Origin of the sequence: Asaia sp. VD9 (assembly GCF_037150015.1) — a bacterium.
Taxonomy (GTDB): Bacteria; Pseudomonadota; Alphaproteobacteria; order Acetobacterales; family Acetobacteraceae; genus Asaia.
Window position 1 is genome coordinate 302,394 of record NZ_JBBCQM010000001.1, and the last position, 18,739, is coordinate 321,132.

The 18,739-nt window shown below is 60.1% G+C and carries 17 protein-coding genes; 8 read left to right on the forward strand and 9 right to left on the reverse strand.

What is annotated here, in order from left to right:
• Window positions 1–110 precede the first annotated feature (110 nt).
• From acpS to rpoZ, 3 genes are all read right to left on the reverse strand, one after another.
• Window positions 111–509 (reverse strand): holo-ACP synthase, encoded by a 399-nt coding sequence (gene acpS, locus WFJ47_RS01365; RefSeq protein WP_336760369.1) that lies wholly within the window; start codon window positions 507–509, stop codon window positions 111–113.
• A gap of 8 nt (window positions 510–517) precedes the next feature.
• Window positions 518–2,773 (reverse strand): bifunctional (p)ppGpp synthetase/guanosine-3',5'-bis(diphosphate) 3'-pyrophosphohydrolase, encoded by a 2,256-nt coding sequence (locus WFJ47_RS01370; protein ID WP_336760371.1) that lies wholly within the window; start codon window positions 2,771–2,773, stop codon window positions 518–520.
• 83 nt (window positions 2,774–2,856) lie between these two features.
• Window positions 2,857–3,255: a DNA-directed RNA polymerase subunit omega gene (gene rpoZ / locus WFJ47_RS01375; RefSeq protein WP_127101420.1), complete on the reverse strand. Its 399-nt coding sequence runs from the start codon at window positions 3,253–3,255 to the stop codon at window positions 2,857–2,859.
• Window positions 3,256–3,560: 305 nt separating this feature from the next.
• Here rpoZ and WFJ47_RS01380 point away from each other — a divergent pair, with 305 nt between their 5' ends.
• From WFJ47_RS01380 to WFJ47_RS01390, 3 genes are all read left to right on the forward strand, one after another.
• Window positions 3,561–4,166: an NYN domain-containing protein gene (locus tag WFJ47_RS01380; protein ID WP_336760374.1), complete on the forward strand. Its 606-nt coding sequence runs from the start codon at window positions 3,561–3,563 to the stop codon at window positions 4,164–4,166.
• 335 nt (window positions 4,167–4,501) lie between these two features.
• Window positions 4,502–5,428: an NAD(P)-dependent oxidoreductase gene (locus WFJ47_RS01385; protein ID WP_336760376.1), complete on the forward strand. Its 927-nt coding sequence runs from the start codon at window positions 4,502–4,504 to the stop codon at window positions 5,426–5,428.
• A gap of 110 nt (window positions 5,429–5,538) precedes the next feature.
• Window positions 5,539–6,147, forward strand: a complete 609-nt coding sequence (locus WFJ47_RS01390; protein ID WP_336760378.1) for a superoxide dismutase — start codon at window positions 5,539–5,541, stop codon at window positions 6,145–6,147.
• Window positions 6,148–6,252: 105 nt separating this feature from the next.
• Here the strand turns inward: WFJ47_RS01390 and yajC are convergent, their stop codons facing one another.
• A complete protein-coding gene (gene yajC, locus WFJ47_RS01395; protein WP_336760380.1) occupies window positions 6,253–6,567 on the reverse strand; it encodes a preprotein translocase subunit YajC in 315 nt (104 codons plus the stop codon).
• 123 nt (window positions 6,568–6,690) lie between these two features.
• Between yajC and WFJ47_RS01400 the strand changes: the two genes are divergently transcribed.
• Window positions 6,691–7,533 carry an ATP-binding protein gene (locus WFJ47_RS01400; protein ID WP_336760382.1) on the forward strand — a complete coding sequence of 281 codons (843 nt, stop codon included), beginning with the start codon at window positions 6,691–6,693 and terminating at the stop codon, window positions 7,531–7,533.
• Between the two features lie 116 nt (window positions 7,534–7,649).
• Here WFJ47_RS01400 and WFJ47_RS01405 read toward each other — a convergent pair whose 3' ends face one another.
• Entirely contained in the window at window positions 7,650–10,169 is a 2,520-nt protein-coding gene (locus tag WFJ47_RS01405) for a TonB-dependent receptor (RefSeq protein WP_336760384.1), read from the reverse strand.
• A 392-nt stretch (window positions 10,170–10,561) separates the two neighbouring features.
• On the opposite strand from WFJ47_RS01405, the gene WFJ47_RS01410 reads away from it, so the two are divergent.
• Window positions 10,562–11,644, forward strand: coding sequence for an aromatic ring-hydroxylating dioxygenase subunit alpha (locus WFJ47_RS01410; RefSeq protein WP_336760642.1), 1,083 nt, complete (start codon window positions 10,562–10,564; stop codon window positions 11,642–11,644).
• Window positions 11,641–12,603, forward strand: coding sequence for a bifunctional GNAT family N-acetyltransferase/(deoxy)nucleoside triphosphate pyrophosphohydrolase (locus tag WFJ47_RS01415; protein WP_336760386.1), 963 nt, complete (start codon window positions 11,641–11,643; stop codon window positions 12,601–12,603). The genes WFJ47_RS01410 and WFJ47_RS01415 overlap by 4 nt, the downstream gene beginning before the upstream one ends.
• Window positions 12,604–12,633: 30 nt before the next feature.
• On the opposite strand, the gene WFJ47_RS01420 is transcribed toward WFJ47_RS01415, so the two are convergent.
• The gene (locus WFJ47_RS01420) at window positions 12,634–13,548 is read right to left on the reverse strand and encodes an SMP-30/gluconolactonase/LRE family protein (RefSeq protein ID WP_336760388.1); all 915 of its coding nucleotides are present in this window, start codon (window positions 13,546–13,548) and stop codon (window positions 12,634–12,636) included.
• Window positions 13,549–13,654: 106 nt separating this feature from the next.
• Between WFJ47_RS01420 and WFJ47_RS01425 the strand changes: the two genes are divergently transcribed.
• Window positions 13,655–14,407: a competence/damage-inducible protein A gene (locus tag WFJ47_RS01425; RefSeq protein ID WP_336760391.1), complete on the forward strand. Its 753-nt coding sequence runs from the start codon at window positions 13,655–13,657 to the stop codon at window positions 14,405–14,407.
• Between the two features lie 137 nt (window positions 14,408–14,544).
• Here WFJ47_RS01425 and WFJ47_RS01430 read toward each other — a convergent pair whose 3' ends face one another.
• From WFJ47_RS01430 to WFJ47_RS01440, 3 genes are read right to left on the reverse strand one after another with little or no spacing between them, the layout of a single operon-like run.
• A complete protein-coding gene (locus WFJ47_RS01430) occupies window positions 14,545–15,501 on the reverse strand; it encodes an acetyl-CoA carboxylase carboxyltransferase subunit alpha (RefSeq protein WP_127101440.1) in 957 nt (318 codons plus the stop codon).
• A 45-nt stretch (window positions 15,502–15,546) separates the two neighbouring features.
• Window positions 15,547–16,473 carry a tyrosine recombinase gene (locus WFJ47_RS01435; protein ID WP_336760393.1) on the reverse strand — a complete coding sequence of 309 codons (927 nt, stop codon included), beginning with the start codon at window positions 16,471–16,473 and terminating at the stop codon, window positions 15,547–15,549.
• A 4-nt stretch (window positions 16,474–16,477) separates the two neighbouring features.
• Window positions 16,478–16,759, reverse strand: coding sequence for a hypothetical protein (locus WFJ47_RS01440; RefSeq protein WP_127101444.1), 282 nt, complete (start codon window positions 16,757–16,759; stop codon window positions 16,478–16,480).
• A gap of 146 nt (window positions 16,760–16,905) precedes the next feature.
• Here WFJ47_RS01440 and aroB point away from each other — a divergent pair, with 146 nt between their 5' ends.
• Window positions 16,906–18,588, forward strand: a complete 1,683-nt coding sequence (aroB, locus tag WFJ47_RS01445) for a 3-dehydroquinate synthase (protein WP_336760395.1) — start codon at window positions 16,906–16,908, stop codon at window positions 18,586–18,588.
• Window positions 18,589–18,739 lie beyond the last annotated feature (151 nt).

The window sequence follows — 18,739 nt, forward strand, 5'->3', positions numbered from 1 at the left end:
AGGAATACTGGATTTGGCGACACTCAATCACGACGCCATGACGGAGAATCTGGCAAGGCGGGACGGGCGCACAGGGCATGAGATGCAGGCAATCGGCATCCTGCGCCGTGTCAAAGCGACTGTATGATCACATAGGCCATTGCATAAGGCGGCTCGTCGCTCAGACTCAACTGTATATCCGCCGCCTGACCCGGCAACGCCATGGCGGCGAGGCGCTCGGCAGCGAGCCCCGCAAGGATGAGCATGGGCTTGCCGAGCGCGTCGTTACGAACCTCGATATCGATAAGATGGATCCCGTCCCTGAACCCACAGCCGAGCGCCTTGACGCAGGCCTCTTTTGCCGCCCAGCGCTTGGCCAGGACACCGATCCGCCCCTCGCCGGTGCGGGTATTGGCATAAGCAATCTCATGAGGACTGAAACTGCGCTCGAGAAACCGGTCACCCGAGCGTTCAACCGCACGCGCAATGCGACGCATGTCGCATAGATCCGTACCTATTCCTCTGATCACGACGCCACTCAGTTCCGTGCGCGCTCGACCTGCATGACCCCCTGCGCCGAACGCAGGGCCGCGATCATGGCTGAGAGGTGACGTACGTCACGCACCTCGAGATCGACCAGGATTTCCATGAAATCAAGCTGACGATTGAGAATACGCAGGTTTACGACACTGCCATTATGTTTCGATGCCGTATTGGTGAGGGTGGTGAGCACCGCAGACTCATTCGCAGCGATGACACTGACACGCCCGATATGAGGCGCGCCCCGCTCGCCCTGCGCCAATGCCTCGTAATCCCAGTCAATTTCGAGGAAACGCTCCGGCGTGGAGGAGAAACCGCTCAGATTCTGGCAACTACGCTGGTGGATGGTCACGCCCTTGCCCTGTGCGATGATACCCACGATCGGGTCACCGGGCAGCGGGTGACAGCACCCGGCAAAGTGGGTCGCGATGCCTGAACCGATCCCGTTGATGATCGAGCCGCTTTTGGCGCCATAGCGCGGTGCAGCGCCCAGCCCCCCCCCAAGGCGCCCGGAAAGCCCCGGCACCATACGGGGCGCACGATGGCTCTGACGGAGCTCGGGATAGGCCGCATTGACCACATCCTTCGGGCCAAGCTGACCATTGCCCACAGCCACGTAAAGATCGTCGATGCTCGCCTGACGCAGGTCGCGCAGCAAGGTCTCGAGTATTTTTTCGCTGCCATCGACACCCTCCTGACGGAAAGCCTTGGCGAGCGCCGTGCGTCCGGTATCGAGATTGACCTGACGCTGCTGCAACGCCACGTGCCGCCGGATACGCGCCCGCGCCTTGCCCGTGACGACGAAACGCTCCCATGACGCAGAGGGCGTACCTCCACGTGCCGTCATGATCTCGACCTGATCACCGTTCTGCAGCTCATGGCGCAGAGGCATCAGTCGGCCGTTGATCTTGGCCCCAACGCAGGAATCGCCCACCTGACTATGCACAGCATAGGCAAAATCAACGGGTGTCGCCCTGCGCGGCAAAGAGATGAGCTGCCCCTTCGGGGTGAAGCAGAAGACCTGGTCCTGATAAAGCTCGAGCTTCGTGTTTTCGAGGAATTCGTCAGGCGCCTCGGAGTCTTCGAGAATCTCGAGCAGATCCTGAACCCAGCGCAGCTTGTTCAGCCCAAGCGCGGCAACTTCCGTATTCGACGCCTGCGCTTCGTCACGCTCCTTATACGCCCAGTGAGCCGCCACGCCGTTCTCGGCGAAGTCGTGCATGTCGGCTGTGCGTATCTGAATTTCGATCTTCTGGTTTCGCGGCTGACGCAGCGTCACACCCGTATGCAGACTCTGATACCCGTTGGCCTTGGGCGTCGAAATATAGTCCTTGAAGCGCCCGGCGATCATGGGATAGGCGCCGTGGATGGCCCCGAGCGCCGCGTAACAGGCATCCCGGCTCGGCACGATCACTCGGAATGCCATGATGTCAGAGAGCTGCTCGAAAGCGACATTGCGCTTTTGCATCTTGGCCCAGATCGAAAAGGGCGACTTCTCGCGCCCGGTCACGTCAACCTGCGGCAGACCGACCTCGGCGCAGAGCTCCTTCAATTCGCGCCGGATCTGCTCGATGATATCCGCGCCATGCCCACGCAGGAAGTTCAGGCGCGCCCGGATCGTGGCGTCGGCCTCAGGCTCAAGCTGCTCGAAGGAGAGATTCTGCAGCTCCGTCTTGACGCGATCCATGCCGATACGCTCGGCAAGCGGCGCATAGATATCCATGGTTTCGCGCGCAATGCGCAGGCGACGGTCCTGGCGCTGCACATAATGCAGGGTGCGCATGTTATGCAGGCGATCTGCCAGCTTGACGATCAGCACGCGGATGTCGCGCGACATCGCCAGGACCAGCTTGCGGAAATTCTCCGCCTGCTTGGTCCGGTCGGACTGGAGTTCCAGACGCGTCAGCTTCGTCACCCCATCGACCAGACTGGCTACCGTCTCACCGAAGCGGTCCTTCAGAAACGCCGGGGTAATTCCCGTATCCTCGACAGTGTCGTGTAGCAGCCCCACCATGATGGAGGGCACATCCATACGAAAGCCAGCCAGAATATTCGCGACCGCTATGGGGTGGATGATATAGGGCTCGCCGTTGTCGCGCTTTTGCTCGCGATGCGCCTTTTCGGCGACGGCGTAAGCCTCTTCGATGCGGGTAAGATCGGCTGACGGATCATAACTCGCGATCCGCCTCAGCAACCCGCTGATCGACGGCATTGACGCCGCCATTTCGGCACCGGGAAGAAGCACGTCAGACATACAAACTTCTCTCCCGATAATGCCAGATAGGTCAGAATTTCAACATGAGAGGCCCGGATTCATTCTCCGGCCCCCATCATGGATCAACGGCGGCCACGCCCCCCAAATTCCGCCTCGAACGATGCCTCGAGCTCGGCCGGCGACATGGTTTCGGCCATATGAGCATGCTCTTCCTCAGAAGACACATCCTGAAGACCGAAAATGTTCTGATCGGTCGGAATCAGATCCATCACTTCCTCATCTACGGGCTCGGGTTCCGGGGCGCGGGCCAGGGAGCGCACGATACCGTCCTTCAGCGCGCCGAGATTGACCTTCTCGTCTGCGATCTCACGCAAGGCGACAACGGGATTCTTGTCGTTGTCGCGGTCGATCGTCATCTCCTCGCCACGCGAAAGACCACGGGCGCGCTGCGCTGCAAGAAGAACCAGCTCGAAGCGGTTGGGGACCTTCTCGATGCAGTCTTCAACGGTTACACGTGCCATTACCTCATCCCACCCAATTGCGCAGATCTATGTGAATTCTTCTTGTTAGCATAGCGGCTCCCACCGAGCAAACAAGGAACATGGATGAGGAACCAGACCCTGCCTGTGGCGGCGCCATCACAGAACTCCCTTTCTTGACCGACAGGGTACAGATTATCGCAACACTATATTGATTAATTTCGAGGCTTATATATTTCCGCATTCTGCAAAACGTTAATATAGCGTATATTATGGGAGGAGCGCGGAGCACGCCTGTACCGCGCCCTCAACTGCAGTGTGTTGCAAAACTACCAATCGGATACGATATGTTTGAGAAAAGCGACAGAACTGCTGTCTTCATAGATGGGTCTAGCCTGTATTACACCTCGAAATCGGTTGGATTTGAGGTAGACTACCGAAGGCTTCTGAAATACTTTCGAACCAACACGAATCTATTGCGCGCTTATTATTATGCCGCAATACCTGAGACGGAAGAATACTCTCCTCTGAAGCCCCTGACTGACTGGCTGGCTTACAACGGATACAGACTCGTAAGCAAAGCGGCTCGCGAGTTCACCGACCACTCGGGGCGCAGGCGGCTGAAGGGTAATATGGATGTCGAACTCGCCGTCGACCTCATGGAGCTCGCCGAGCATATCGATCATGCTGTCATCTTCAGCGGCGACTCCGACCTTCGTCGCGCCGTCGAGGCCATCCAGCGACGTGGCGTGCGTGTGACGGCGGTTTCATCTCTTCGCGCTTCACCAGCTCTGATTGGTGATGATCTCAGGCGCCAGGTCGATCATTTCGTGGAATTGGGAGAGATCGCTGCGGAGTTCACACGACGTCAGTCAGATGCGCCTTCTAGAAGCCGCTCTACCCCGATCCGCCATCCCGCCGATGTCGATCTCGACGGGGATGACGATATCTGACATCGTCCCCCGCCAGGGGCAGGTCGGGCGCAAACACATCAATTTCGCTCCCGACCATCGCGCCCGCTCCTTCCCTGGCCACAAAGCGGCTGTCGTAACCGCCCCGCACTCCGCATCCAGCGCCCTACTCCGGGCAAACCATCGGGCTGTCGGTCGCTTCCAATCGCCCCGTCATCCCCCGACACTGACGCTTTTGTGCGCGCTATCGCTGGGCCGCGCCCTTGTCATGGATTGACACAAATCGAGCGCACGCTGCAGAACCACGGCTGTCAGGTGCGACACTCGACCTCGGGCGCAGCGCAACCGATGCCCGCTGCTCGCATTTAGATCGCATCTTGCGAAGACAATGGGAGCGAAGATCGATGACACCCCAGGAAAACAAGACAATCGGTTTTGTCGGCTATGGCGCCATGGGCGCGCTGATGGGTGCTAATTTGCGCAAGGCAGGCTACCAAGTTCAGGCCTACACACCCTCCGGTCGCCAACAGGACGCCCAGACCCCGGTCATCCAGTCCGCAACCGAACTGGCCAGAACGTCTGACATCCTCATCCTTTGTGTGCCCAATGATTCAGCGGTCTTCGCGTCCGCCGAGGGGGAGAAGGGATTTCTGAGCGGGCTGCGCCCCGATACGCTGATACTCAATACCAGCACCATCTCGCCGGAAGCGACCGAACGTCTGGCCAGCCTCGTCCGTCATCATGGCGGCCGTTTCGTCGATGCCCCCATGTCAGGCAGCACGCCCGAGGCCGAAAAAGGCGAGTTGGTAATGCTTGTCGGCGCCTCGCATGACGACCTCGAGGCGGCGCGTCCCGTGCTGAGCGCCATCGGCAAACTGACCATTCATGCTGGAGACGTCGGGGCCGGGACACGGCTCAAACTGGTGATCAACGGGATCATGGGGGCAACGCTCAACGTGATCGCCGAGGCGGTAGGCTATGGCCTCTCAAGTGGGCTGGACCGGAGCATGCTCTACCAAGCACTCGGTCAGGTCGCCGTGATTTCGCCCCACCACAAACGCAAGCTCGGCTGCGCGGAACATGGCGATTTTGCGCCACAATTCCCGACGCGCCTCATGTCCAAGGATATGGGCCTGCTCGTTTCGGCGGCGCGCAGCACCCATAGTTTCTGCCCGTCGATTGCGATTGCCGATCAGGCATTGGCCCTGTCGAGCAAGCGCCATCCCAATGATGATTATTCCGCCCTGTTCGGCGCGATCGAGAAGAGCATCGTGCAACAGCGAGAGCCTGCCAACGAGGCGTGATCATCCTTTCCGTTACGGCGGGTTGACGAAACCTGCCCGGCACCATAGCTGCCTTGGGTGACCAAGCAGCCCCGCTTTGTCCCCACCATGTTTGTCCAGGAGACGTGATCATGGCTTTCGAACTGCCGTCCCTCCCCTATCAGTCCAGCGCCCTTGCCGCCTCCGGCATGTGCCAGGAAACCCTTGAGCTGCATCACGGCAAGCATCATCAGGCTTATGTGACGGCGCTGAATGGCTTTGTCGAAGCCAAGCCGGAACTCCAGGGCAAGAGCCTTGAAGACATCATTCTTGCCGTGAAGGGTGACGCTGCCTCGGCTCCGGTCTTCAACAATGCGGGCCAGCACTGGAACCATATCCTGTTCTGGAAGAACCTCTCTCCGACCGGTGGCCAGGTCCCTTCGAAGCTGGCAGCCAAGATCGAGTCAGATCTGGGTGGCCTCGACGCATTCAAGGCGGCCTTCAAACAGGCCGCGATTTCGCAGTTCGGCTCCGGCTGGGCCTGGCTCGTTCTGGGATCCGACGGCAAGCTCGCCGTAACCAAGACGGCCAATGGCTCGAACCCGCTGGCCGAAGGCCAGGGCCGCGCCCTGCTGGGTCTGGACGTGTGGGAGCACGCCTATTACCTGGACTTCCGCAATCGTCGTCCGGACTACATCACGAACTACCTCGACAAGCTCGCCAATTACGAGTTTGCCGAAGCAGAGCTGCTTTCCGCCTGATCGCCAGCTATCGCGCCGGGCGCCTGGCCCGGCGTGGCCACAGCGCATGAAAAAGGCCGGCCCCAAACGGGAGCCGGCCTTTTTTACGCACCCGAGGGTCGCGCCTTATTTGGCAGCCTTGCCGCCATCATTGGCTGGCTTCGCCGTGCTGGTGAGAACCTGCGACACGTTCTCGCGCATAAGCTGGATCTTCACACCGGGAGCGATCTCGACTTCGATCTCCTTGCTGCCGTCGCGCGCAAGCTGAACAACGCCAATGATACCGCCACTGGTCACAATACGATCACCGCGACGCAGGGCATTGAGCTGCGCCTTGAGCTCCTTCTGGCGCGCCTGCTGCGGACGAATGAGCACGAAATAGAAAACGACGAACACGAGGATCATCGGGAGGAATGAGATAATCCCGCTGTTGGCGAGCATGCGTTTCTTCCATATGTCGAAGGATCAGGGACCGGACGCGCCCGAAAGCCTGCCGGAATGGCCCCGGACCATAATTGGTCGCGCCCGCACGTCAAGCACAGCCACAGAGCAAGGGACAAATCCATGGACGCCACTTTTCTCGAAAAACTCGATCGTATTGTCTGCGCCCTCGAGCGCCTTGCTCCCGCCCCGGCCATCCCGGCCAGCCTGGAAAGCCATGACGCATTTCTCTGGCAGGGTGCCTCGGCAAGCTTGCGCGGCGTTGAAAAGGTACAAGGGGTCAACCTGTCCTTGTTGCGTGGTATCGATCGCCAAGCGCGTCTCGTGCTCGAAAATACGCGTCATTTCGCTGCTGGCCGCAGCGGTAACAATGTCATGCTCTGGGGCGCGCGGGGCATGGGCAAGTCTTCGCTGGTCAAGGCCTGCTTTGCCGAGGCCAATCGCGCCCACCCCCACGCGCTGGTTCTGATCGAGATCCAGCGCGACGATCTGTCCACGCTTCCGCGCCTTTTGGACATGCTGCGCGCGCAGCCCCGGCGCTGCATCGTGTTCTGCGACGATCTCTCATTCGAGACCCAGGATGCCGATTACAAATCGCTCAAATCTGTCCTCGATGGCGGCATCATGGGGCGCCCCGAAAACGTCCTGTTCTACGCCACCTCGAACCGCCGCCATCTCATGCCGCGCGACATGATGGAGAATGAGAGCGGCAGTGCCATCAATCCCCAGGAAGCGGTGGAGGAGAAAGTTTCCCTCTCCGACCGTTTCGGGCTCTGGATCGGCGTCCATGGCTGCAATCAGGAAACCTACCTTGCCATCGTCGATGGTTACGCCGCCGACCGCAGGCTCGATATCCCCAGAGAGAGCCTACACCGTCACGCGCTGGAATGGGCCATGGAGCGCGGCGGACGCTCCGGACGCGTCGCTGCCCAGTTCATCGATCATCTGAGCGCAACGCTCGCCTGACAGCATCAACCGCAAATAAAAACCGGACTGGCACAGCGCCAGCCCGGTTGGAAAGTGAGAGAGTCGACGGTGACACCTACAGGACGGATCTGTCGATCCCGTGGGGCTGCCGCAGATCAGAACGTGGCGTTCAGACGACCGTAGTAATACGCACCGTAGATCGGAACACCCGACGAGTCGGTGTCGTAGATCTTCGGACCCAGATAGTTGGTGATCGGGTTCACGTGGCGCGGACGCTGGTTGAAGATGTTGTTCGCGCCGATGGCGAAGTGCCAATGCTCGGTGAAGCGATATCCGACTTCGATATCCGTCAGCCAGGCCGGGGTGTTCTTGAATTCGGCCCATTCGGTGTTGGAGTACTTGATCGCGCTCGGAGCCAGATCCTCATAGGTCAGCAGAGACTTCGTCTCGCCATAGCGGGTCTGACGCAGGTTCACATCCCACTGATGGTAGGTCCAGTACGCATTCAGGATCAGCTTGCTGCGCGGTGAGCCCGTGGTGAGGTAGCCCACCGTCTGGGCATTGGCCGCAGGGTCGCCGAAGGCATTGGTGTTGATGTGACTGATGCGGGTCCGGTTGAGGTTGAGCATCGCGCTCAGGTTGAGCGTGCCGTAGCGGTGAAGATGCAGAAGATAATCGGACTGCAGATCAAGACCCTGCGTACGCGTGCTGGCCACGTTAGCGAAGTAGTTGGCCGTCACATTGCTCAGATCCGCGATCCCGCTCGGAATGCTCACGCCTGTCAGTGAGATCGCGTCCAGCGCTGTCTGACCATTAACGTTAGCCGAGCCGATGATACGATCACGGATGTTGATCTGATAGACATCCACAGAAACATGCCAGTCCTTCAGCGGCTCAGCGATAATGCCACCTTCCGCACTGGTCGATCTCTCGGGCTTCAGGCGCTGCGCACCGATTGACTGGCCTGCAGCGCCAACGGTCTGAAGAAGGCCCGACGCACCGGTTGGCGACACGTTGAGCGCCGAGTAATATTGCTCAGGCATGGTCGGCGCACGGAAACCATTGCTGATCGTGCCGCGCACGGCCAGCTTGCTCGTGATGTCATAGCGCGTGGTAACCTTGCCGTTCTCGGTATTACCCATGTCGGTGTAATGTTCGAATCGCCCGGCAAAATCGAGGTCCCAATGCGGCAGCGGATGGAAGTCGCCATCCAGATACCCAGCCCAGATATTGCGCTGCCACTTGCCCGCGTTCTGCGGCGTCAGACCGGCAAAGCCCTGTGTGCCGCCAAGTTCATATGACGCTGGTTCGCCCGCCTTGATTGTGTACATCTCGAGACGATGCTCGGCGCCGAACGCCAGCGTCATCGGCACAACGTCGGCAATGCGGAAATTGCGTCGCGCGTCGAAATTGCTGGTCCACTGAGCAAGAGAATAGCTCTGGGCGCGCACCGTGGTCGGGGAGAACCCATAGGCCTTGTAGTAATTCGGGTTGAACGTATTCTTGTTCCCGATATCGTCGTCGTCCTGCCCGTAAAGCGTGCTCAGATCCCAGCTGAAACCGAACAGATTATCGCCCTTGATGCCCAGATTGGCCTGGAAGTCATTTTCCTCGATGGTTTCGAGCGGCGAGAAGCCATAGGGAAACGCGCTCGGCGCCACGGTGGGCACACGATAGTTTTCATACGCCTCGGAATGACGATGGGCATAGGTGATCAGACCGTAGGTCTCGATACCTTCGGTGATTCCCTTACCCCATTCGATGGAGAGATTTTCGCGGGTCTCCTCGGGGTTGGAGAGGATCTTGTTCGAATTTGCGGGCCAGCTCGAGGTAGGGGTCCAGCGATGATCGTTGGTGCTCTTGAGGTTCGAGACCCAGTGATCGGTGTGATAGACCTGACCGCTCAGATGGACAAAGCCGTCATTGCCCCATTTCAGACCGCCATCGGCCCCGATCAGATACTGCCAGCCATCACCGTTATAAGCATTGGCGCCGGTCTGGGCGACCGTGTTGATTCCATGGCTGGTTTTTTTCGTGATGATGTTCACCACGCCTGCAATGGCATCTGATCCGTAGAGCGCAGCAGCGCCGTCACGCAGGATCTCGATATGATCGATCGCGCCGGCCGGGATCATGTTCAGATCGACGGGCGTCGAACCCTGCTGCGGGCCGTTATCGGCGTAGATATTGGCGGTCGTGTTGCGACGCTTGCCATCGACCAAAACCAGCACCTCGTTCGGGTTCAGGCCGCGCATACGGATCGCGGAGGTCAATGCACCAGCATCGGCACCATTGGCCGTCACCGTGATCGACGGATCAACGCGGGTGATGGCGTCTGCGAGATTGAGCTGGCCAGAACGACGCAGTGTCGCTGCGGAAACAACGGTGACAGGCACGGCACTGTCCCGTGCCTTCCGGTTGAACGCATGCGTACCGGTCACGATGACCGATTCCCCGCTATCACCGCTCGCATCGCGAGCCTTGCGCGTACGGATCTTGGGGACGGAATGCAGAGGCTGATCTGAACCAATCGATGTCCGGTGATGGACCGCGCCCGCCTTTTTCGTCTTTGGCTGTGTCTGATCGGCCTGTTGCGTGGCCGCCTGGGCCAGACTGAACCCGAAAGGCAGGGAGAGAAGGGTCGCTGCGGTCAGAATTCTTCGTTTTGTGAACATCGTTCGAGCTGTCTCTCCGTGGGAATTAACAAGAGACAGTCTAGTCAGCGTTCTGAAATCGTTACAACATCGAAAGGGAATTTTCTTTCGGAAGCGGTTCGACTGAGGCAAAAAATACACAGTTTGTTGCATAAGACGCAAGCAAAAATGACCTCAAGCGCAAGATCCTTTCGTGGAACAGTTTCCAGCGCAGCTTTATTTCACTGTGCTAGGCAGGATGGGCAGTCCTGACGAATGCCGCTGTTCCCATGCGCATCAAGCCTGCTATCGTTTGCTGGCGCATCACCATGCACGTTCCAAGGGCCCATGTTCCAGACGGAGTCCGGCTCGCAGGAGGTCACGACAGGATACCCATGACGGAAAGCCTACTTACCGACAACGAAGCGACCATAATGGCCGAACGACGCTGCTCCGACGCCATGAGACTGGGCAAGGACGCTGTGGATCTGCGCCGCGTTAAATGCGATCCCGATTACTGGTACCCTGTCGCCTGGTCCCATGAGCTCAAGAAGGGCAAGACCATCGGCACCCGTTTTGCCGGGCAGCCCATTGCGCTGGTCCGCCCGCAGGAGGGGAGCGTATTTGCTCTGGAGGATCGCTGCGCTCACAGACAGGTGCCGCTGAGCAAGGGTCGTGTCGAGGGCGAGGCCGTCCAGTGCTGCTATCATGGCTGGGCCTATGGGCGCTCGGGGCGTTGCATCGACGTGCCTTATCTTGGCAAGGGCAAGCTCCCCAACGGGGTACGCACCTATCCATGCCGTGAGGTCGACGGACTGATCTTCGTATTCCCCGGTGATCCCGCAAAAGCCGAGACCGTCCCCTTTCCCCGCCTAGGATCGGTAGCAGACCCCGCCTACAAGACACGCCGTTTCGGCGAGCATGTGAACTGCCATTACAGCTTCATGCATGAGAACCTGATGGATATGAATCATCAGTTCATGCACTCGAAGCAGATGGGCAAGATGAAGCCGCGCTATCTGGGAGGCGAGAACGAGCCCCGCATGGTGGAGGCGCGCTACAGCTTTGCCCGCGTGGGGGGCAAACAGCCCTGGGGTGAAACCCTGATCTTCGGCGAGCGCCGTGATGCAAGCGCGAAATATGCCCATCGCGATGTGATGACGATCCGCACGGAGTATCCGTATCAGACGTTGCGCATCCGCACAGGGGATGAACCCCCGGTCATGGATCTGTGGATCGTCTATGTCCCGCAGGATGAAGATCATCTGACCTGCCGGGTTTTCGGCCTGCTCTCGATTCGGCGTCCCAAGCTCAAGGGCGCGCTCGAACTGGCCTGGCCTCTTCTTGTCGGCTTCACCAATCGTATCTTTGCCGAGGATCGCGAGATCGTCGAACTCGAGCAGAGCGCCTGGCGCGAGCTTGGCGGTGACCGGAATCAGGAGGTCTTCCCGGTCATCAACGCGCTGCGTGATCTGCTGCGTCGCGCTGGCATCCAGCCCACCGCGCCTGCTGAATGAATCTGTCGCTCGACGTATCGCCCTATACGCTGAGACCGCTCCAGACATCGGACGGTGCCGCCGTGCACCGCCTTGTCAATGACTGGAGCGTTGTGCGTATGCTCAGTCACCTGCCTTTCCCCTATCCGCGGGAACTGGCTGATCAGTGGATCACGAGCACGATCGAACGTCAGAGCGCAGGCCAGGCCTGGCATTTCGCCATCTGTGACGGGGAGAACCTGATTGGCTGCATCGGATTGTCCCTCGGTCATCCCGGACAGGCAGCGAAGATCGGCTACTGGGTGGGGCGGGCCTACTGGCGTAAGGGCGTTGCTACAATCTGCGTACGTCCCGTTATCGACTGGGCATTTGCGACCCTGCCCATCGCCTCGATCATTGCCGATGTGGCGGAGGATAATCAGCCATCGATCGCCTTGCTCACCCGGCTGGGATTCGGCCAGTCCGGCACGTCGCGTGTGCCGTTCCTTTCCCGTGGCCCTGAGCCGCAACCTGTTCTGACCTATGCCATGAATCGTGTCACCCAACCCGGCTTGTCAGACGCGAGTCAGCCCGCCGCGCGCATCCTTCTCGTCGTGGCAGGCATCCTGGTCGACAACATGGGTCAGATTCTCCTCGCCAGACGTCCTCCAGGCAAACCCCTAGCTGGCCTTTGGGAATTCCCGGGCGGTAAAGTCGAGCCACACGAATCACCCGAGCAGGCGCTGATCCGGGAGCTCGATGAAGAGCTTGGGATCGACATCTCGGCAGGGTGCCTCGCCCCTTTTACTTTCGTGTCCGAGAATATCGGAGCGCGTCATCTGGTGATGCCGCTCTATCTGTGCCGACGCTGGCGCAACACGCCAGTTCCCCGCGAAGGGCAGGAACTGGCGTGGGTGAGCGCCGACCGTCTCAGCGACTATCCGATGCCCGCGCCGGACCGGCCGCTTATACCGCTGATCCGGGAGCTCATGGCCGGATAGTGGAAACTATCCGGCCCCGGCCCATTGTTCTCAATTCGGCTCGGCAGGCGCGAGGACCAGGGGATGCTGGGGGAGTCCGGCCTTGTCGGCACGGAAAGTGAAGAGGCTGCCTGATTGCGGCTCACGCAGCAATATTTCCTCCGAGACACCTTGGCGTGCGCTCGTTACGTAGGCCGTCTTGCGATCGTCCCCGCCGAAACAGACCTTGGTGATGTTTGTCGCCGGGACACGTATCGAGACACGCTCGGTTCCCTCCGGAGTGAAGCAGCGGACATGCCCGCCATTCCAGGTAGAAGCCCAGACATTCCCTTCGCAATCGGTGACCACGCCATCGGGATAGCCCTTCTCCTCCGGGAGGTGCACGAAAACACGCTTGTTCTCCAGGTTCCCCTCAGAGGTGATGTCGAACTGATAGATATTGCCGCTGGGCGTATCGCACGCATAGAGCAGTTTTCCGTCCGGAGAGACGGCGGGACCATTTGCCACGGTGTACCCCGTATCATGGCGCCTGAGCTCGAATCCCTGGGCCGTATGAGTGATGCTATAGAGCGACCCGCTCGGTGCCTCCTCGGAATCATCCATTGTCCCGAACCAGCCACGGCCATGCAGATCGACGCAGGCATCATTAAGCCGGTTACCAGGTAGGTCACTCTCGACATCGACCAGTTTCGCAAAGCTCCCATCGGTCGGATCGAACCGGTAGAGCCCATCCGGCAGCCCGGCCAGAAAGCTGCCATCCTCGACCGGCATGAGAAACGCCACCTTTCCCGGCGCCGCCCAGTGACAGGCTTCGCCCAAAGAAGGGGTGAACCTATGGACTTTCTGCCCGTTGATATCGACGAAATAGACAGCGTTTTCGCTGGAGATCCAGACTGGCCCCTCACCGAGCTCGGCGCGGACATCATACGCGCATGAAGCGCAGGTGTCGCTAATCTGTTCAGCCATTTCTCTACTCCTGCGAAAAAGTCATCAAAACCATGCGGGCGTAACGCATGCGGACCCGGTATGGTTGACGGTATTTCAAGGTCTTCAGAGTTAGAGCGAGCCTTTCATGACGCCAACAGCCTGCCTCCTGATCATCGGGAATGAAATCCTCTCCGGCCGGACCCAGGATGCCAATATACGCTTCATTGCGACCGGCCTCGCTCAGGCGGGAATTGCCCTTGAAGAAGTGCGAGTCATTCCTGACAAGGCTCAACGGATTGTCGAAACGGTCGCGACCTGCCGCGCCCAGTTCGATCATGTTTTCACCACGGGCGGGATTGGCCCCACCCATGACGACATCACGGCAGGCTGCGTAGCCGAGGCCGTAGGGGTGCCACTCGAAATCCATGAGGAGAGCTATCGCAAGCTGGAGGCGTACCTGGGCAAGGAGAAATTCAACAAGGCCCGTCAGCGCATGGCCTGGTTGCCGCGCGGGGCTATTCCAATCGCAAACAGCGTGTCCATCGCGCCGGGTTTCACGATCGCCAATGTGCATGTGATGGCAGGCGTGCCCTCCATCATGCAGTCCATGTTCACGGCGCTCCTGCCCGGGCTTGAGGGCGGGGCACCGCTCCGCTCTGTCGCGTGGCATGCCGATTTGCGTGAGGGGACACTGGCAGAAGGGCTGGAGGAGATCCAGAACGACTTTCCCCTGCTCGATCTGGGTTCCTACCCGTTCGAGCGAGAGGACGGGCGAAAAGGCGTCTCACTGGTCGCCAAAGGCTATGATGAAGCCAGTGTGACCAAGGCGGGTGAACGGATAAGAAGTCTGATCGAATCGCTCGGCGAGACACCGCTTTCGGGCGAGCCCGCTCCCTGACAGCGAGAGATAAAAGCGCCGTCTGATTTCCCCGAAGGCGGCAAAAAAAAGCCCGGTCTGCTGACCGGGCGATTTTTGCCAGCTCATCAAGGGGAGAGGCAAGCATGGCGAGAAGCCGGCTTACCCCGCTCTATGACTCACAAAGCGTCGCGACCCATGGCGAGGAACTTCTCACGGCGCTTCGCCACCAGGGCCTCGCCCTCGAACGGAATCAGCTCGGCCAGTACATCCCCGATGGCATCGCCTACTGCGGCAATCGCCTCATCCGGGAAACGCTGTGCTCCACCGATCGGCTCAGGAATGATCCGGTCGATCAGACGCAGCTTCAACAGATCCTGCGCCGTCAGCTTGAGAGCCTCAGCCGCAGTCGGCGCCTGCTTGGGATCGCGCCACAGGATGGAGGCAGCGCCCTCCGGCGCAATGACGGAGTAAATCGAATGCTCAAGCATGAGCACGCGATCGCCCGCGCCAAGCGCAACAGCGCCGCCGGAGCCGCCTTCGCCGATAATGATGGCCACCAGCGGTACGGGTGCACGCAGGCAGCAATCGGTCGAACGCGCGATGGCCTGAGCCTGTCCACGCTCCTCAGCATCGATACCAGGCCAGGCGCCCGAGGTATCAATGAACGTCAGGATAGGCAGACCAAAACGCCCTGCCATTTCAACAAGACGCTGGGCCTTGCGATAGCCTTCCGGCTTCGGCATGCCGAAATTATGGCGCAGGCGCGACTCCATGTCGAAACCGCGCTCAGTGCCAATCACCATCACCGCCTGACCGCGGAAGCGGGCAAGACCCCCGACAATCGCCTGGTCATCATGGCCGAGGCGATCACCTGCGAGCGGCGTATAGTCCTCAAGCAGGCCCCGGAAATAATCGAGGGCGCGCGGACGCTGGGCGTGGCGCGCCACCATGACCTTCTGCCAGGGCGTCAGCTTGGTGTAAGCGGCTCGGAGCTGCTTTTCCGCCTTGTCGGAGAGCTTGCCGATTTCGTCGGCAATGTTGATGCCTTCGCCGTCCTTGGCCATCTGGCGAAGTTCGGCAATCTTGTTTTCAAGCTCGGCAACCGGCTTTTCGAAATCGAGATACTGACGCATGACCCGCCGATAGCACGGGTTCCAGTGCGACAACAATCCATTGCGTCATGATCCTGCATCGTCCGAAAGCGGATGATGCTGGGCAAGCACCTGGCGCAATCGCTCCTGCATCACATGGGTATAGATCTGGGTGGTGGCGATATCGGCGTGGCCGAGCAGCATCTGCAAGGCGCGCAGATCCGCCCCGCGCTCGAGAAGATGCGTTGCAAAGGAATGCCTGAGCACATGGGGCGAGATCTGGTCGGGATCGAGGCCAGCTCGTAGCGCTGCATGGAACAGGATCTTGTCGAATCCCTGTCGGGTGAGCGGTTTATGCGGGTTGCGGCCGGGAAACAGATAGGGGCTGTCGATATCACGGTCATGATGCAGGAGCGCGCGTGCAGCTTCACGCGCTGCGTGCGAGATCGGGATAAGGCGCTCCCGCCCTCCCTTGCCTCTGATCAGCACCATGGATGCGTCATTCTGGAACACCCGTCCCGGCAGCGACAGCAACTCGGAAATGCGCAGCCCTGTTGTATAGAGCAATTCAAGCGCGGCCCGACTGACCAGATCACGCCGTGGGTCGTCATGGCCACGGCATCCCTGATCGAGCAGCGCTTCGATCTGCGCCTCAGAGAGCAATTTGGGAAGAGGCTTGTCGAGACGCGGCATCCCGACTCCCTCTGTCGGATCTCTGGGGCACCAGTTTTCCCGCTGGGCGAAGCGGTAGAATTGACGCAGGCAGGACAAGCGTCGTGCCGCGCTGCTCGAGGCAAGGCCGGACTGGGCACCGGAAACGCTATAGGCCGAAATTTCTGCCTGAGTGGCGTCCAGCAGGGCAACGGGCGCCCTCGCGCAGGACCGTGTCAGAAAAGCGATGAAGTCGGTGAGATCGGCCGCATAGGCCTGACGCGTGCGCGGCGCAGCATTACGCTCCGCCGCCAGCATTTCGAGAAAGGCCTCTGCTGCAGGCGGCAGGGTACCTTCCTTCATCACCTTAGTGCTGAAGCGTCGGAGAGGCCTTGGGCTCAGGCATGGTGGGCAGAGCCTGGGCGGGCTGCCCCGTATTGATCGGCCCCTGTGCGGCCGGAACTGGCATGGCGGGGAGCGCTTGCGCCTGGGTGGAGGCAGCAAACTGCGTTCCCGGCAGATCCTTGTGCACGATGGTCTGCACAGGCAGAGGCGGATTCATGCCCAGCTTGAGAAATACCCCTCCAAGGCCCAGCACGATCAGGACGAGAAGTGCCAGGGCGATCCTGGGAAAGCTCAGCGTGGACATGAAAGCTCCTCATAAAGGGCGCGAAGACGGAAATGCCTGTCCCGAGCCCGCCCCTGCTGGAGCCTGCTCGGTGGCGAGGTGCTCTCCTGTATGTTAGCCTTGCAGGAATGTCACGCCCCACCTTTTTTGCTGATCGATCCGAAACGATGCCCGACCTGCCTGATCCCGCTCCCGGATCGGTCCCCTCCCCGATCGGTTCCCCTCCCGGGATCATCGTGCTCGTGGGGCTGATGGGGGCAGGAAAAACGACCATCGGTCGCCGTCTCGCCGCACGACTCGGACTCGACTTTATCGACGCCGACCACGAGATCGAGCGCGCCGCCGGGTGCACGATCGCTGAAATCTTCGCTCGCCATGGGGAGCCGGCATTTCGCGATGGCGAGCGTCGGGTGATTCAGCGCCTCCTCCAGGGAGGGCCCAAAGTTCTTGCGACCGGTGGTGGTGCCTTTATCGACGCCCAGACGCGCAAACTCGTCAAAACCCATGCCCGCTCGATCTGGCTGCGCTGTCCGTTGCCGATCCTCGTCCGGCGTGTATCCGGTCGGACCGGCCGCCCCCTTCTGGAAAAGGGCAACGTCGAGACGACCCTCGCTGCGCTTCAGGCCCAGCGCCATCCTATTTATGCAGAGGCAGATATTATCGTGGATTGTGGAGATGACAGCGTCGATCACGGCGCCCAACGCATTGTCGAAGCCCTCGACAGCTATGCGCATCCTCTGAAGGTGCCGGTCACTCTCGAATCGCATCATTACGAGGTCCTGATCGGCTCTGATCTGATCAGTCGGGCGGGCTCCTATCTCGCGCCGATTCTGCCGCAAAAGCGTGTCGTGATCGTCACGGATGAAACGGTGGCAGCGCTGCATCTGCCGCGCCTGCTCTCCAGCCTTGAAGAAACAGGATTCGACGCCGAGCCTTTCGTGGTACCCGTGGGCGAGGAATCCAAATCTCTCACGCGTTATGCCGCGCTGATCAACGACATCCTCGATCACGGAATGGAGCGACGCACCGCGATCATCGGCCTGGGCGGCGGGGTAGTGGGGGATCTCTCCGGTTTCGTGGCAGCAAGCGTGTTGCGCGGTGTGCCTTTCGTCCAGATTCCCACCACCCTGCTCTCCCAGGTGGATAGTTCGGTGGGCGGAAAGACAGGACTGAACGCCCGTGCCGGGAAGAATCTGGTGGGCGCGTTCTATCAGCCCCAGATCGTTCTGGCCGACAGCTCCGCCCTGGCCACGCTGACACGCCGCGAGCGTGTCGCGGGTTATGCCGAAATCGTCAAAGCCGGGTTGATCGCCGACCCTGCCCTCTTCGCCTGGTGTGAAGCGCATGGCGCCGATATTCTCGACGGCGATCCAGCCGCCCTCGCTGAGGCGGTTCATCGCGCCTGTCAGTTCAAGGCACGCGTGGTCATGGAAGACGAGAAGGAAACCGCCGCACAAAATGGGCGCGCGCTTCTCAATCTCGGCCACTCCTTCGGCCACGCTCTGGAGGCGCATTTCCGTTATGACGGCCGTCTGCTTCACGGAGAAGCCGTGTCAATCGGCCTTCATCTCGCCGCATCGCTGTCGGTGAGGCTTGGTTATTGCCCCGAGCACGACCTGCAGCGCCTTGATCGTCATCTGCGCGGGCTGAGCATGCCAGCCGGACTCGACTGGTTCGACGAGACCCTGAGCGCGTCGGAACTCATCCGCTCCATGGCCCGCGACAAAAAGGTCCAGGATGGCCGCCTTTCCTTCGTTCTGATGCACGGGATCGGACGCGCCTTCACGACCCGCGATGTTGAAATGGACACGGTGCGTGACGTTTTGGTCGAAGCCGGTTGCAGCGCCTGAGTGCACTGTGACGATCCGGTAATTTTCCTTGCAGATCAGTCACTCGCCTCACGATCCGTTGATGACAGGATTCATGAACACACCCGCTAGAACGGGTCGCTGCATAAGAAATTGTTAATCGGACGGAATGGAGTGTTGCAGTTTGGACACG